At 71.7% G+C, this 14,945-nt stretch carries 12 protein-coding genes; 8 read left to right on the top strand and 4 right to left on the bottom strand.

Annotated features, from left to right (window positions below; all coding sequences use genetic code 11):
- The first annotated feature begins 54 nt into the window (after nucleotides 1–54).
- Nucleotides 55–1,011 carry a DUF4349 domain-containing protein gene (locus ACIBUY_RS06950; RefSeq protein WP_399152010.1) on the top strand — a complete coding sequence of 319 codons (957 nt, stop codon included), beginning with the start codon at nucleotides 55–57 and terminating at the stop codon, nucleotides 1,009–1,011.
- Nucleotides 1,012–1,048: 37 nt separating this feature from the next.
- Nucleotides 1,049–2,440, top strand: coding sequence for an FAD-dependent oxidoreductase (locus tag ACIBUY_RS06955; RefSeq protein WP_399152011.1), 1,392 nt, complete (start codon nucleotides 1,049–1,051; stop codon nucleotides 2,438–2,440).
- A gap of 6 nt (nucleotides 2,441–2,446) precedes the next feature.
- On the opposite strand, the gene hemE is transcribed toward ACIBUY_RS06955, so the two are convergent.
- Nucleotides 2,447–3,526, bottom strand: coding sequence for a uroporphyrinogen decarboxylase (hemE, locus tag ACIBUY_RS06960; protein WP_365569389.1), 1,080 nt, complete (start codon nucleotides 3,524–3,526; stop codon nucleotides 2,447–2,449).
- A 99-nt stretch (nucleotides 3,527–3,625) separates the two neighbouring features.
- Between hemE and ACIBUY_RS06965 the strand changes: the two genes are divergently transcribed.
- From ACIBUY_RS06965 to ACIBUY_RS06985, 5 genes are all read left to right on the top strand, one after another.
- Nucleotides 3,626–4,369 carry a DUF3000 domain-containing protein gene (locus ACIBUY_RS06965; protein WP_399152012.1) on the top strand — a complete coding sequence of 248 codons (744 nt, stop codon included), beginning with the start codon at nucleotides 3,626–3,628 and terminating at the stop codon, nucleotides 4,367–4,369.
- Nucleotides 4,370–4,629: 260 nt separating this feature from the next.
- On the top strand, nucleotides 4,630–5,292 hold the full coding sequence (locus ACIBUY_RS06970; protein ID WP_164301513.1) for a response regulator transcription factor: 663 nt from the start codon (nucleotides 4,630–4,632) through the stop codon (nucleotides 5,290–5,292).
- 99 nt (nucleotides 5,293–5,391) lie between these two features.
- On the top strand, nucleotides 5,392–6,702 hold the full coding sequence (locus ACIBUY_RS06975) for a ribonuclease D (RefSeq protein WP_365569383.1): 1,311 nt from the start codon (nucleotides 5,392–5,394) through the stop codon (nucleotides 6,700–6,702).
- A 216-nt stretch (nucleotides 6,703–6,918) separates the two neighbouring features.
- Nucleotides 6,919–8,136: an acetyl-CoA C-acyltransferase gene (locus ACIBUY_RS06980; protein WP_365569380.1), complete on the top strand. Its 1,218-nt coding sequence runs from the start codon at nucleotides 6,919–6,921 to the stop codon at nucleotides 8,134–8,136.
- Nucleotides 8,133–10,262 carry a 3-hydroxyacyl-CoA dehydrogenase NAD-binding domain-containing protein gene (locus ACIBUY_RS06985; RefSeq protein WP_399152013.1) on the top strand — a complete coding sequence of 710 codons (2,130 nt, stop codon included), beginning with the start codon at nucleotides 8,133–8,135 and terminating at the stop codon, nucleotides 10,260–10,262. The genes ACIBUY_RS06980 and ACIBUY_RS06985 overlap by 4 nt, the downstream gene beginning before the upstream one ends.
- A 101-nt stretch (nucleotides 10,263–10,363) precedes the next feature.
- Here the strand turns inward: ACIBUY_RS06985 and ACIBUY_RS06990 are convergent, their stop codons facing one another.
- Nucleotides 10,364–11,398, bottom strand: a complete 1,035-nt coding sequence (locus tag ACIBUY_RS06990) for a hypothetical protein (RefSeq protein ID WP_365569375.1) — start codon at nucleotides 11,396–11,398, stop codon at nucleotides 10,364–10,366.
- A gap of 97 nt (nucleotides 11,399–11,495) precedes the next feature.
- Between ACIBUY_RS06990 and ACIBUY_RS06995 the strand changes: the two genes are divergently transcribed.
- On the top strand, nucleotides 11,496–11,846 hold the full coding sequence (locus ACIBUY_RS06995) for an NTP pyrophosphohydrolase (RefSeq protein WP_365569372.1): 351 nt from the start codon (nucleotides 11,496–11,498) through the stop codon (nucleotides 11,844–11,846).
- 18 nt (nucleotides 11,847–11,864) lie between these two features.
- Here ACIBUY_RS06995 and ACIBUY_RS07000 read toward each other — a convergent pair whose 3' ends face one another.
- Together ACIBUY_RS07000 and ACIBUY_RS07005 are read right to left on the bottom strand one after the other, a co-directional pair.
- Nucleotides 11,865–13,334: an ArnT family glycosyltransferase gene (locus ACIBUY_RS07000; protein WP_399152014.1), complete on the bottom strand. Its 1,470-nt coding sequence runs from the start codon at nucleotides 13,332–13,334 to the stop codon at nucleotides 11,865–11,867.
- An 88-nt stretch (nucleotides 13,335–13,422) separates the two neighbouring features.
- Nucleotides 13,423–14,931, bottom strand: a complete 1,509-nt coding sequence (locus ACIBUY_RS07005; protein WP_399152015.1) for an amino acid permease — start codon at nucleotides 14,929–14,931, stop codon at nucleotides 13,423–13,425.
- Between the last annotated feature and the right edge of the window lie 14 nt (nucleotides 14,932–14,945).

Below are 14,945 nucleotides of genomic sequence, written 5' to 3' on the forward strand. Positions count from 1 at the left end.
TCGCGCGTCGAAGGAGGCGTCCGATGACCGTCACGTCCCTCGGGGGTTACGTCGATGCACACGTCCGGAACGACACGTACGAGGCCACGCCTGCGCCCGCTCCAGGGTTTTGCCGCACTGCTGCTCGCGGTGGGGCTCGCGCTCACGGGCTGCTCGGGCGCCTCCGACAGCGGCGACAAGGGTGTTGCCGCGGGCGACGACAAGGCGGCCGCACCGCAGGAGGCGGGCGGCGGGGCCGCCGGCAGCGGGCGGGCCGACAGCGGGAAGTCGGGTGCGAGCGCGGCGCCGAAGAAGCCGGCCGACCTCACCGGGGTCCACATCATCCGCACCGCCACGCTCTCCGTCCGCGTCAAGGACGTACCGGATGCGCTCGACAAGGCGCGCACCGTCGCGGAGAACGCGGGCGGCATGGTCGGCGACGAGACGACCGACCGCGACGACCACGGCCGCGAGCGCTCACGGGTCACTCTGCGGGTGCCGCAGGAGGCGTACGAGGACGTCCTCGACCAACTCTCGGGCGCGGGGCGCCTGTTGGAGCGGAACGTGACGGCGAAGGACGTCACCGACCAGGTCGTCGACGTGGACAGCCGGATCAAGTCGCAGCGGGCCAGCGTGGCGCGGGTGCGTGAACTCATGGACCGGGCCACGAAGTTGAGCGATGTGGTGGCCCTGGAGGGGGAACTGAGCAGCCGCCAGTCCGAGCTCGAGGCGCTGCTCGCGCAGCAGGCGTCGCTGAAGGACCGCACGACGCTCGCGACGATCACGCTGAAGCTGTCCCAGACGCCGCCGAAGTCGGCGGGCGACGAGGACGACGATCCGGGGTTCCTGGACGCGCTGTCGGGCGGCTGGGGCGCCTTCGTGACCGCGCTGAAGTGGGTGGCGATGGCGCTCGCGGCGGTCCTGCCGTTCGCGGCGGTCGCGGCGCTGCTCGTGTTCGCGTGGCTGCGCCTCGTGCGGCCCCGGCGGCGCCTGCCCGCGGCCCCGGAACCGGCGGGCGACGAGCAGGAGTGAGGGCCCGCGCGGGCCGGCCCCACGTAGCGTGGGGCGCATGAGCACTGAGAACTCTGCGCGCGAGCGGCTTGTGGTCATCGGTGGCGACGCGGCGGGCATGTCCGCCGCGTCGCAGGCACGTCGGCTGCGCGGCCCGGACGAGTTGGAGATCGTGGCCTTCGAGCGGGGGAACTTCACGTCGTTCTCGGCGTGCGGGATCCCGTACTGGGTGGGCGGCGAGGTCGGCGAGCGCGACGAGTTGATCGCGCGCTCGCCCGAGGAGCACCGGGCGCGCGACATCGACCTGCGGATGCGCACGGAGGTCGTGGAGATCGACGTCGAGGGGCGCCGGGTACGGGCCCGCGAGGTCGACGGCGGGGCCGAGTCCTGGGTCGCGTACGACAAGCTCGTGATCGCGACCGGGGCGCGTCCCGTGCGTCCGCACCTGCCCGGGATCGACGCGCCAGGCGTGCACGGCGTGCAGACGCTGGACGACGGGCAGGCGCTGCTCGACACGTTGGGGGCGACTCGGGGGCGGCGGGCCGTCGTGGTCGGCGCCGGGTACATCGGCGTCGAGATGGCCGAGGCGCTGCTGCACCGCGGGTACGCGGTGACGGTCGTCAACCGGAGCGCCGAGCCGATGTCGACGCTCGACCCGGACATGGGGCGCCTGGTGCACGAGGCGATGACCGGGCTCGGCATCACCATGGTCGGCGACGCCGAGGTGACGAAGATCCTCACGGGCGACGACGGCCGGGTGCGGGCCGTGGCCACGGAGGACGCCGAATTCCCCGCGGACGTCGTGGTGTTGGGGATCGGGGTCCGCCCGCAGACCGCGTTGGCGCGGGACGCGGGGCTGCCGCTCGGCGAACACGGCGGTCTGCTCACGGACCTGGGGATGCGGGTGCGCGGCCACGAGAACGTCTGGGCGGGCGGCGACTGCGTCGAGGTGCACGACCTGGTGTCGGGCGGCGAGCGGTACGTCGCGCTCGGCACGCACGCGAACAAGCACGGACAGGTCATCGGAACGAACGTCGGCGGCGGTTACGCGACCTTCCCCGGCGTCGTCGGGACCGCCGTGAGCAAGGTGTGCGACCTGGAGATCGCGCGCACGGGGCTGCGCGAGAAGGACGCGCGGCGCGCGGGCCTGCAGTTCGTGACGGTGACCATCGAGTCGACGAGCCGGGCGGGTTACTACCCGGGCGCCGCGCCGATGACGGTGAAGATGCTCGCCGAGCGCCGCACCGGCAAGCTGCTCGGCGTGCAGATCGTGGGGCGCGAGGGCGCCGCCAAGCGCGTCGACGTGGCGGCGGTCGCGCTCACGGCGGGCATGACGGTGGAGCAGATGACGGCCCTGGACCTCGGGTACGCGCCCCCATTCTCTCCGGTGTGGGACCCGGTCCTGGTGGCGGCGCGGAAGGCGGTGACAGCGGTCCGCGCCGCGGGATAGGCGCGTCTATCGGGCGGTCTGCGTGTGGACGTACTCCACGAGCCGGGTCAGCGCGTCCGGGTCGGTGTTCGGCGGCACGCCGTGGCCGAGGTTGAAGACGTGGCCCTCCAGGCCGGCGGCCGCGTCGAGGACCTCACGGGCCCTGGTCTCGATGGCCTCGGGCGTGGAGAAGAGGATCGCCGGGTCGAAGTTGCCCTGGAGCGCCTTGCCGGGGCCGACGCGGCGCGCGGCCTCGTCCAGCGGTACGCGCCAGTCCACGCCGACGACGTCCGCGCCGGCCTGGCCCATGAGTCCGAGCAGCTCACCGGTGCCGACGCCGAAGTGGATGCGCGGGACGCCGTAGGACTCGACGGCCCGGAAGACCTTCTCGGAGGCGGGCATCACGGAGCGGCGGTAGTCGGCGGGGGCCAGCGCGCCCACCCAGGAGTCGAAGAGCTGCACGGCGCTCGCGCCCGCCTCGATCTGCACCTTCAGGAACGCGGAGGTGATCTCGGCGAGCCGGTCGAGCAGGTCGGCCCACAGCTGCGGGTCGCCGTACATCAGGGCCTTGGTGTTCTCGTGGTTGCGCGACGGGCCGCCCTCCACGAGGTAGCTGGCGAGGGTGAACGGCGCGCCCGCGAAACCGATGAGCGGCTTCTCGCCGAGCTCGGCCGTGAGCAGCCCCATGGCCTCGGTGACGTACCAGACGTCCTCAGGGGTCAGGTCGCGCAGCTGCGCGAGGTCGGCGCGGGTGCGGATGGGGTTCGCGATGACCGGGCCGACACCGGGCTTGATGTCGAGGTCGATGCCGATGGCCTTGAGCGGGACGACGATGTCGCTGAAGTAGATCGCCGCGTCCACGTCGTGCCGGCGCACGGGCTGCATCGTGATCTCGGCGACCAGCTCGGGCCGCATGCACGACTCCAGCATCGGGATGCCCTCGCGCACCTTGAGGTACTCGGGCAGCGAACGTCCCGCCTGCCGCATGAACCACACCGGCGTGTGCGGCACGGGCTCGCGCCTGCACGCCTTGAGGAAGGCTGAATCCTTGGTGGCTTCGTACGTCGCTGACGGCTGCTGGCCCGTGGCCTCGGTGTTGGCACTCACACCGGAAAGTCTCGCACGCCCCCGAAGCGGGCCGAGAACGGCGTCCGTGCCGGGTGTCCTTGCCTGCGCGAAGCGCCCGTTCCCCTTAATCTTCCCGGCATGGCTGCGGCGCAGGGACGGTCGAACGGCCCGGAAGACTCAGATGGCACAGACGGCACGGACGACTCTGACGGGATGCGTGAATCGGTGCGGGAGGGGCAGAACGCTCGGGACATGAACGCTGCACACGTTGAAGAAGGGGACACCACCCCCTTGCCCTTCCGCACGGCCGTCGACGCCCTGCGGTCCGCGCGGCTGCGCCCGGAGATCGAGATCGACCCCACGCGCCCGCCGCAGCGCCTGGCCCCCTTCTCCTACGCGTTGGAGGCCACGGTCGTCGACGCCGCCGACGACTCCGACCTGGCGGACGGCCGGCTCGTCCTGCTGCACGACCCGGCCGGGCACGACGCGTGGCACGGCACGTTCCGCCTGGTGACGCTGGTGCGCGCGGAGCTCGAGCCGGAGATGGCCGCCGATCCGCTGCTCCCGGACGTCTGCTGGTCGTGGCTGACGGGCGCCCTCGCGGCGCGCGGGCTCTCGTACGGGGAGCCGTCGGGCACGGTCACCCGGGCCAGTTCGCACTACTTCGGCGGCATCGGCGACCGGCCCGCGGCCTCGCAGATCGAGATCCGTGCGTCGTGGACGCCGCGGGAGGGGCCCGGCGGGGTTCCGGACACCGCCGCGCACCTGACGGCCTGGTGCGAGCTGCTGTGCCAGGTCGCCGGATTGCCCCCTGCGGCGGCCCCGGGCGGCGAGGGAGCGGTGGTGACGCTCCCTCAGCGGCGTGGGCCGCAGCCTTCCTGACCGTTCTTCAGGACCGTTGCGAGGGGCGGATTTCGGCCGCGTCGGATCCGCCCCTCGGTCATGATGCGACCCGGTTCGATTCGGTTCGATCTTCGGATGATCGATAGCGTGTCCGAATTGCGTGAATTGTTACTCACCAAATCGTGATCTTTCTCTAAAGGCGGGCGGGTTTGCTGCCGAAGAGCTCTGTGACCTTGAAAGCACGGTTCATCCCGGCTTCACCCCCAGAGCCGGCTCCGTCCCGCACCCCAGGAGGCCTGGTGTCCGTTCTCCTCGAGCAGCCCTCAAGCCTGGTCGCCTACCGCCCGAACAAGCCGACCGCGATGGTGGTCGTGGCCGACCCCCGCGTCCGTTCCACCGTGACCCGCCACCTGTGGGCGCTCGGTGTTCGTGACGTGATCGAGGCCTCGTCCGTCGCGGAGGCTCGTCCCCGCATCGGCAACCCCCGCGACATCTGCGTCGCCGACGTCCACCTCCCCGACGGATCCGGACTGACGCTTCTCTCCGAAACCCGAGCAGCGGGCTGGCCCAACGGCCTCGCCCTCTCCGCCGCCGACGACATCGGTGCCGTACGCAACGCCCTCGCGGGCGGCGTCAAGGGCTACGTCGTCACCGGCACCCGTACGAACGTCGGACTCCCCACCCGCCCCGGCGCCGCCCCGATCGGTGCCGCGGCCGCCCGTATGCACCGCCGCCCCCCGGGTGCCCCGAGCCACCCGGGCGGCTACCGCGAGCTCTCCGGCCGTGAGGTCGAGGTGCTCCGGCTCGTCGCCGAGGGTCAGTCGAACAAGGCCATCGGCGTCTCGATGGGCCTGTCCGCACTGACCGTCAAGAGCCACCTCGCCCGCATCGCGCGCAAGCTCGGCACGGGTGACCGCGCCGGGATGGTGGCGGTCGCGCTGCGCACCGGAATCATCCACTGATCGACCCGTGGCCGGATCCTTCCGGTTTACGGACCATCAACGCCCGTCGACGGAACGTTCCGTCGACGGGCGTCGTCCGTTCACAGATACCCTTGACAGGTGACCGACGCCCAAGAGACCGCAGCAGACAGTTCACTGCGCACCACCGGAGGCCCGCGGCGGCAGCCGCTAATGTCGCTGACTCCGGACGACGGCGGATCTGTTGGAGAGGCGCCGATCCCCCTGCTCGAACCGCGCGAGGGCATTCCGCCGGTGATCGCCGACGAGGCCGCGCTCGCCGAGGTGGTCGCGGCCTTCGCCGCGGGCACCGGACCTGTCGCCGTCGACGCCGAGCGTGCTTCCGGTTACCGCTACGGACAGCGCGCGTATCTCGTGCAGCTGCGCCGCGAGGGTGCGGGCAGTGCGCTCATCGACCCCATCGCCTGCCCCGACCTGTCCGGATTCGGCGCCGCCATCGCGGACGCGGAGTGGGTGCTGCACGCGGCCACCCAGGACCTGCCGTGCCTGCGGGAAATAGGCATGGTCCCCTCGGCGCTCTTCGACACCGAGCTGGCCGGACGGCTCGCCGGGTTCCCCCGGGTGGGGCTCGGCGCGATGGTCGAGAGCGTCCTCGGCTACGTACTGGAGAAGGGGCACTCCGCGGTCGACTGGTCGACGCGGCCGCTGCCCGAGCCCTGGTTGCGCTATGCCGCGCTCGACGTCGAACTCCTGGTGGACCTGCGCGACGCGCTGGAGAAGGAGCTCGACCGGCAGGGCAAGCTCGACTGGGCCCACCAGGAGTTCGAGGCGATCGCCTCCGCGCCGCCCGCTCCCCCGCGCAAGGATCCGTGGCGCCGCACGTCCGGGATGCACAAGGTGCGCAGGCGGCGGCAGATGGCGGTCGTGCGCGAGCTGTGGACGGCCCGCGACCGGGTCGCCCAGCGGCGCGACGTGTCGCCGGGCAAGGTCCTCGGGGACACCGCGATCGTCGAGGCCGCCCTGGCGCTCCCGGTCAACGCGCAGGCGCTGGCCGCGCTGCCCGGCTTCGGGCACCGCATGGGCCGCCGTCAGCTGGAGCAGTGGCAGGCCGCCGTGGACCGGGCCAGGGCCCTGCCGGACGCCGAGCTGCCGCAGCCGGGACAGCCGGTGGCCGGACCGCCGCCGCCCCGTGCCTGGGCCGACAAGGACCCGGCCGCGGCCGCACGCCTGTCCGCCGCGCGGGCCGCGGTGTCGACGGTGGCCGAGTCGCTGAACATGCCGCAGGAGAACCTGATCACGCCGGACACCGTGCGCCGGGTCTGCTGGGAGCCGCCGGCCTCCGTGGACGCGGACTCGGTGGCCGCGGCCCTGGCCGGGCACGGCGCCCGGCGCTGGCAGGTCGAGCAGGTGACGCCGGTGCTCGTGACGGCGCTGTCCGCCGCGCGGGGCTGACCCCTGCGGGACCCCTGCGGATGCGTGCACGACGCCCCTCGGCCCTCGGCCGGGGGGCGTTCTCGTGCGCCTGCGACGGCACCCGGCGGTGTGACGTTCGCCGCTTGGCCCGTGGGGACTGGGCAGCATGGTTACCCGCAAGTAGCATGAGGGCATGAGCGCGCGCTCAGTCGCGCGCCGTGGCAGTGCCGTCCCGCATCTTGGAGGAGAGCCATCGTGCCTCGTACCGTCAGGGACGTCGTCTTCGTCGACGGCGTCCGCACCCCGTTCGGCAAGGCGGGCCCGAAGGGCATCTACCACGAGACCCGGGCCGACGACCTGGTCGTGAAGGCCATCCGGGAGCTGCTGCGCCGCAACCCGAACCTGGACCCGGCGAAGATCGACGAGGTCGCCATCGCCGCGACCACGCAGATCGGCGACCAGGGCCTGACCCTGGGCCGCACCGCGGGCATCCTCGCGGGCCTGCCGCAGTCCGTCCCCGGATACTCGATCGACCGCATGTGCGCCGGTGCGCTCACGGCCGTCACCACCGCCGCGGGCTCCGTCGCCTTCGGTGCGTACGACGCCGTCATCGCCGGTGGTGTCGAGCACATGGGCCGCCACCCCATGGGCGAGGGCGTCGACCCGAACCCGCGGTTCGTCAGCGAGAAGCTGGTCGACGAGTCCGCCCTGTTCATGGGCATGACCGCCGAGAACCTGCACGACCGCTACCCGCACATCACCAAGCAGCGCGCCGACGAGTACGCCGTGCGCTCGCAGGAGAAGGCGGCGAAGGCGTACGCCAACGGGAAGATCCAGCAGGACCTCGTCCCGATCTCCGTGCGGAACACCAACTCCGAGGTGGGCGAGACCGGTTGGGGTCTCGTCACCGCGGACGAGCCGATGCGGCCGGGGACGACGCTCGAGAACCTCGCGGGTCTCAAGACTCCCTTCCGTACGCACGGTCGCGTCACCGCCGGTAACGCCGCCGGTCTGAACGACGGCGCCACCGCCTCGATCATCGCCTCCGAGGACTTCGCCCGGGAGAACAACCTCCCGGTCAAGATGCGCCTCGTCTCCTACGCCTTCGCGGGCGTCGAGCCGGAGGTCATGGGCTACGGCCCGATCCCGGCCACGGAGAAGGCCCTCGCCAAGGCCGGCCTGTCCATCGAGGACATCAACCTCTTCGAGGTCAACGAGGCCTTCGCCGTCCAGGTGCTCGCCTTCCTCGACCACTACGGCATCGCGGACGACGACGCGCGCGTCAACCAGTACGGCGGCGCCATCGCGTTCGGTCACCCGCTGGCCTCCTCGGGCGTGCGTCTGATGACGCAGCTGGCCCGTCAGTTCGAGGAGCAGCCCGAGGTCCGTTACGGCCTCACCACCATGTGCGTCGGCTTCGGCATGGGCGCGACGGTCATCTGGGAAAACCCGCACTTCGAGGGGGACAAGTGAGCACCACCGCCGAGCTTCTGAAGGGTGCGGCCGAGCTGTTCCCCGGCGAGGTCGTCACCTCCGCGCACGTACGGCACCTCGAACTGCCCTACGGTGCGGGCCGATTCGCCCTCATCACCCTGGACAACGGCTTCGACCACACGAAGCCGACGACGTTCGGCCCGGGTTCGCTCGCGAACCTGAACGTCGCCATCGACCAGGTGGAGAAGGAGGCCGCTGCCGGCGAGATCGTCGGTGTCGGCATCACCGGCAAGCCGTTCATCTTCGCGGTCGGCGCCGACCTCAAGGGCGTCGAGCTGCTGAAGAACCACGACGACGCGCTCGCCATCGGCAAGGGCGGCCACGAGGTCTTCAAGCGCCTCGCGGGCCTCGCCGTGCCGACCTTCGCGTACTACAACGGTGCCGCCATGGGCGGTGGCGTCGAGGTCGGTCTGCACTGCACGTACCGCACCGTCTCGAAGGCGCTGCCCGCGTTCTCGCTGCCCGAGGTCTTCCTCGGTCTGGTCCCCGGCTGGGGCGGCTGCGCGCTGCTGCCGAACCTGATCGGTGCCGACCGCGCCGTCTCGGTGATCATCGAGAACTCGCTCAACCAGAACAAGCAGCTCAAGGGCAAGCAGGTCTTCGAGCTCGGGATCGCCGACGCTCTCTTCGAGGGTGCCGACTTCCTTGAGCAGTCGCTGATCTGGACCGCGAACGTCCTCAAGGGCGACGTCAAGGTCGAGCGCCCGGACGTCGACCGCGGTGAGGCCTGGGACCAGGCCGTCGCGCGCGGCAAGTTCATCGCCGACTCCAAGGTGCACGGCGCGGCCCCGGCCGCGTACCGCGCGCTGGAGATCATCGCCAACGCCAAGAGCGGTGACCTGCAGGCCGGGTTCGACGCCGAGGACAAGGCCCTTGCGGACCTGATCATGGGCGGCGAACTGCGCGCCGGCATCTACTCGTTCAACCTGGTGCAGAAGCGCGGCAAGCGTCCCGCCGGTGCCCCGGACAAGAACCTGGCGCGCCCGGTCACCAAGGTGGGCGTCGTCGGCGCCGGCCTGATGGCCTCGCAGCTGGCTCTCCTCTTCCTGCGCCGCCTCGAGGTGCCGGTCGTGCTGACCGACATCGACCAGGAGCGCGTCGACAAGGGCGTGGGCTACGTCCACGCCGAGATCGACAAGCTGCTCGGCAAGGGCCGCATCAACCAGGACAAGGCCAACCGCCTCAAGGGCCTGGTCTCCGGTGTCCTGGACAAGGCCGAGGGCTTCTCCGACGCCGACTTCATCATCGAGGCCGTCTTCGAGGAGATCGGCGTCAAGCAGCAGGTGTTCGCCGAGGTCGAGGCGGTCGCCCCGGCGCACGCGATCCTCGCCACGAACACCTCCTCACTGTCCGTCACGGAGATGGCGTCGAAGCTGAAGCACCCCGAGCGGGTCGTCGGCTTCCACTTCTTCAACCCGGTCGCGATCCTGCCGCTCCTGGAGATCGTGCGCGGCGAGCAGACGGACGACGCGGCGCTCGCCACGGCGTTCGGCGTCGCCAAGAAGCTGAAGAAGACCGCGGTGCTCGTGAAGGACGCCCCGGCGTTCGTCGTGAACCGCATCCTGACCCGCTTCATGGGCGAGATCCAGAACGTCATCGACGAGGGCACCCCGGTCGCCGTCGCCGAGAAGGCCGTCGAGCCGCTCGGTCTGCCGATGTCGCCGCTGGTCCTCCTCGAGCTGGTCGGCCCGGCCATCGGTCTGCACGTCTCGGAGACCCTGAACCGCGCCTTCCCGGAGCGCTTCACGGTGTCCCCGAACCTCGCGGCCGTCGTCAAGGCGGGCAAGCGCGGCTTCTACGTGTACGACAGCGGGAAGCCCGAGCTCGACCCCGAGGTCGCCGCGCTGCTCGAGCAGGGCGATGTCGTCCTCTCCGAGGAGCAGGTCCGCGCCCGCGTCCTCGACGCCGTGGCCCAGGAGATCGGGCTCATGCTCGACGAGGGTGTCGTCGCCGAGGCCCAGGACATCGACCTGTGCCTGATCACCGGCGCCGGCTGGCCCTTCCACCTGGGCGGCATCACGCCGTACCTGGACCGCGAGGGCGTCTCGGAGCGCGTGAACGGCAAGCGGTTCCTGGAGCCGGGCGTCGCGTCCGTCCCCGCGTAACCGCACCGCCACTCGACAACTGAAGAACGGCGACGGCCGCCCTTACGACGTAGATCTACGTCGTAAGGGCGGCCGTCGCCGTTTCCCGCGTCCGGAGCGCGTCAGAACACCTGCCGCCACGGCTCCAGGGCAAGACCCGGCTCGTTCTTGCGGCGGGTGAGGAACATGCGGTCCGGGGCGCCGGGGACGTACGCGGCGGCGACCACGCGGCCGTCGGCGTCCTCGGTGAGGGCGATCGTGGTGTCGGCCGGGAGCGGGTCGCCCGACTCGGACCACCAGGCGCCCGCCGACTCCAGCTCCGTGGGATACGCGGCGAAGGCGACGCGGCCGCTCTGGGCGCGCTGGGCGAGCAGCGTGCAGTCCACGTCGTCGAGGCGGCAGCGGATGGCGGCGGGCGGGCCGTCCCCCGCGGCGTCCAGGACGCGGACCGGGTCGGCGTCGCCGCGCCAGGCGTACAGGCCGCCGTCCTCGTCGGCGTAGAACAGCGTGACGTGCTTCGGGGACGTCGCGATGGCGTGCAGCGACTCCGGGCGGATCGTCTCCCCCGGCAGGGCCATGTCGTCCATCGTGGGCGTCGCGCCCGGCTCGGTCTGGGTCCAGCGCCGCAGGCCCTGGGGCGTCAGGTTGTAGGCCGTGACCAGGCCGGACTCACCCGTCACCGCGACGACGCGGCCGCGTCCCCGGCTGCTCTTGAGGTCGCGCCAGGGGCTCCAGCCGCCCTTCTCCGCCTGGGCGCGCATGCTGAGGCCGCCGCCCTTGTTGCGGACGAAGACGTGGGCGCGGCCCTGGGCGTCGACGGCCACGGCGGCCGGCCCGGTGCGCGGGCCCTGCTTGTTCGAGTGGCCGATCGGGATCCAGTCGAGCGCGGCCAGGTGCGACTGGAAGTGCGTCGAGTGGACCAGGCCGGCCTCGCCGGGGACGGTGGGGCGCCAGGACACCAGGTGGGTGTAGCCGCTGGCGGCCCGGGCCAGGGCGAGACCCCTGATCAGACGCTGGTCGCCGCCGACCGTGCGGGGCGCGGACCAGGCGCCGCCAGGAGTGAGCTCCGTGCGGCAGATGACCGCCTCGCCGTCGGGTGCGTACGCGTACGCGCAGAGCCTGCCGTCGCGTCCGCGTATCAGCCATTCGCCGTTCACGGGGCAAGTCTAAGCGGACCCGTTCGAGCCCGTTCGGCAGCCTCTTCACCGGCCCACCACCGGATCCGCCCTTCGTGCCGCCTGCGATCCTGGTCCGATGACTGAGGTCCTGGTGGTGGACGGCGCCAACGTCGTCGGTTCCGTTCCCGACGGCTGGTGGCGCGACCGCCGCGGCGCCGCCGTGCGCCTGCGCGACCGGCTCGCGGTGTATGCGGAGCAGCACCCGGGGGTGGACGTGGTGCTGGTGGTGGAGGGGCGGGCACGGGGCGTCGACGCCCTGCCCTCGGTGCGCGTGGAGGAGGCTCCTGGCGACGGGGACGACCACATCGTCGCCGTGGTGGCGGCGGCCGGGCGTCCCTGCACGGTGGTCACGGCGGACCGCGAACTGCGGCTGCGGGTCGAGGAGTTGGGGGCGCGGTGCGCGGGCCCCCGGACCGTCTATCCCTGACGTCGCCCCCGCCGGGGCTCAGTTCCGTCGTACGTACACAACGGCGCCGTCCACGTTCCCGACGGCCTCGTAGCCGACGAGCATCCGGCGCAGCGAGCGCGTCCGCTCCACCCCGTACGCCCGCCCGCGCGAGTCGTCCACGACGACCGCGGGCGGCCCGTCGGCGAACTCCCGCCGGAAGGTGCGCCAGGCGCCGTCCACCGCGTACTTCTCCCCCACCTGCGGGCCGTCCCGGCCCCCGCTGTAGTTCGTGAGCAGGCCCGCCGTCAGATAGCGGCTGGCGGGCGCGCGGTCCGCCAGCCAGTACGTCTCCGGGTGCATGCCCCATACCAGGACCGGTTCGCGGGCGGCCGCGTGTGCGCGCAGGGCCTGGGCGACGCGCTGGGCGTGGCCGAGTTCGGGGCGCGGCGCGAGCATCCCCCAGGCCAGGAAGAGGCCGCAGCAGCACAGGGACGTGAGCACCGCCGTGACGAGCCTGTCCCGCGGCAGGATCTGCAGGGCCGCCGTGCCCAACAGGGCCAGGGGCGGCACGAGTTGGAGGAAGTAGTGGCCGAAGAAGTGGAAGCCGACGAGCACCGCCCCGGCGGACGAGGCGAGCCACAGCCACAGCTCCCCGCACCCGGTGCGGGCGATGCGCAGGACGCGGACGACCGGAGGCAGGATTCCGGCGCAGGCCACGGCCAGGATCGCGGTGTTCGTCAATCCCCTTGCCAGTACGTGGAGTTCGGACCCGGTGAAGGAGGCGTACGCGCCCGATCCCGTCACCGTCCAGAACAGGAACCCCGCCGGGTCGGTGGCCAGGGCCGCCGCGAGGACGGGGCCCGCCACCCCCGCCGCGCACCGCACGACGTCCCGCCCGCCCGCCCCGCACCGCCACATCGCCCAGGCCACGGGCACGGCCACCGCCGCCCCGGTCTGTTTGGCCAGGAACGCCCCGGCGATCGCGATCCCGCACAGGGCCCAGCGCCGCCGGTCGGCGCACCACACGGCGGCCACGGTCCACGGCAGTATGAACACCTCGAAGGTGGCGGCCTGCGCGTCCTCCGGGTTGAGCCCGACGGACAGCAGGAGGCACAGCACCCCCGCGGTGCGCCCCGCCGTGTCGCCCCAGCGCCGCCGGGCGATCGAGGCGAGCAGCACAGCCGAGGTCAGCTGCGCGGCGACGGCGCAGACCCGCAGCGGAGTGAGCGAGCCCGAGCCGAAGACGGCGAACGCGGCCTCGTACAGCCAGGGCACGAGCGGTGGTTTGCGGTCGACGACCGTCTCGTAGAGCTGTCCGCCGTGCGCCAACATCCGCGCCTGGACGGCGAGATAGCCCTCGTCGGGGTTCCACAGCGGGACGGCGAAGGAGGGGATGCGGGTGACGCAGGCGAGGAGGGCGAGGAGCGGGAGCAGCCGCGTCCAGTAGCCGGCAGCGGGTCTCCGGTCCGAGGCACCCCGGCGGCCTTCGGACACGTACGGTAGCGACGGCGGCGCCTCGGTGAGCATGGGCGCCAAACTATCCGGCCCCGCAGTCCACGTCGAAACGGGACATACGGGGCCGGGTGAAATGCCGTTCGATTACTGGGAGTTGCGACTACCGGGAGGCGCGGGCCAGCTTGCTGTGGGTGCGGCCGTACACGAAGTAGATGAGCAGGCCGAGCACCATCCAGGCGAGGAAGCGCAGCCAGGTCTCCACCGACAGGTTGAGCATCAGCCACACGGACGCGGCGACCGAGGCGATCGGCAGCGCGGGCACCCAGGGGGCGCGGAACGCGCGGGGCAGGTCGGGGCGGGTGCGGCGCAGCACGATCACGCCGAGGGCGACCACCACGAAGGCGAACAGCGTGCCGATGTTGACCAGCTTGGACAGCTCTTCGAGGGAGACGAACGCGGCGAGGATCGCGGAGGCGACACCGAGGATGATCGTCGAGCGGTACGGCGTACGGAACTTGGGGTGGACGTCGCTGAACACCTTCGGCAGGAGTCCGTCGCGGCTCATCGCGAAGAAGACGCGGCCCTGGCCGAGCAGCAGGATCATCACGACGGTGACCAGGCCGACGATGGCGCCGAAGTTGATGAGCCCGGCCCAGAACGGCTGGCCGATCGCCTTGAACGCGTCGGCGAGCGGCGCCTCCGAACTCAGCGTGGAGTACTTCTGCATGCCGGTGACGACGATCGACACGGCCACGTACAGGGCCGTGCAGATCGCGAGGGAGCCGATGATGCCGCGCGGCACGTCCTTGGCCGGGTTGACCGTCTCCTCGGCGGCGGTGGCCACCACGTCGAAGCCGATGTACGCGAAGAAGACGATGGCCGCGGCCGTGAAGATGCCCATCACGCCGAAGGCCGACGGGGTGTAGCCGAAGATCGCTTCGAGCAGCGTCGCGCTGAGCCCCGAATTGCCGGTCAGCTCCTGCTTCTCCGGGATGAACGGCGTGTAGTTGTCGCCGATGATGTGGAAGCTGCCGACGGCGATGATGATCAGCACGACGAGCACCTTGATGGCCACGACCAGCGAGGTGACGTGCGCGGACAGCTTGACGCCTGCGACCAGGACGCCGGTCATCACCAGGATCAGCAGCGCGGCGGCGATGTTGAAGCCGAACTTGCCGTCGTGCGGGCCGAGCAGGAAGTCCGGCAGCGGGATGCCCCAGCTGTCGAGCAGCGACTGGACGTACCCGGACCAGCCGACGGACACGGTGGCCGCGCCGAGGGCCAGCTCCAGGACGAGGTCCCAGCCGATGATCCAGGCGACGAACTCGCCGAGCGAGGCGTACGAGAAGGTGTACGCGGAGCCGGCCACCGGGACGGTGGAGGCGAACTCGGCGTAGCACAGGGCGGCGAGCGCGCACACGACGCCCGCGACGACGAACGCGAGGGAGACCGCCGGGCCCGCGTAGTTCTTGGCCACGGTGCCGGTCGTCACGAAGATGCCGGCGCCGATCACGACGCCGACGCCGAAGACGGTCAGGTCGAGGGCCGACAGTGACTTCTTGAGCTGGTGCTCCGGCTCCTCGGTGTCCTGGATGGACTGCTCGATGGACTTCGTCCTGAACAGGCCACTGCGTACGCGTCCCGCGTCTGGCTGGGTGGTCACCGGCATACCTCCGTGCGGCT

The organism is Streptomyces sp. NPDC050085, assembly GCF_044460595.1.
In the GTDB taxonomy this organism is placed as follows: domain Bacteria; phylum Actinomycetota; class Actinomycetes; order Streptomycetales; family Streptomycetaceae; genus Streptomyces.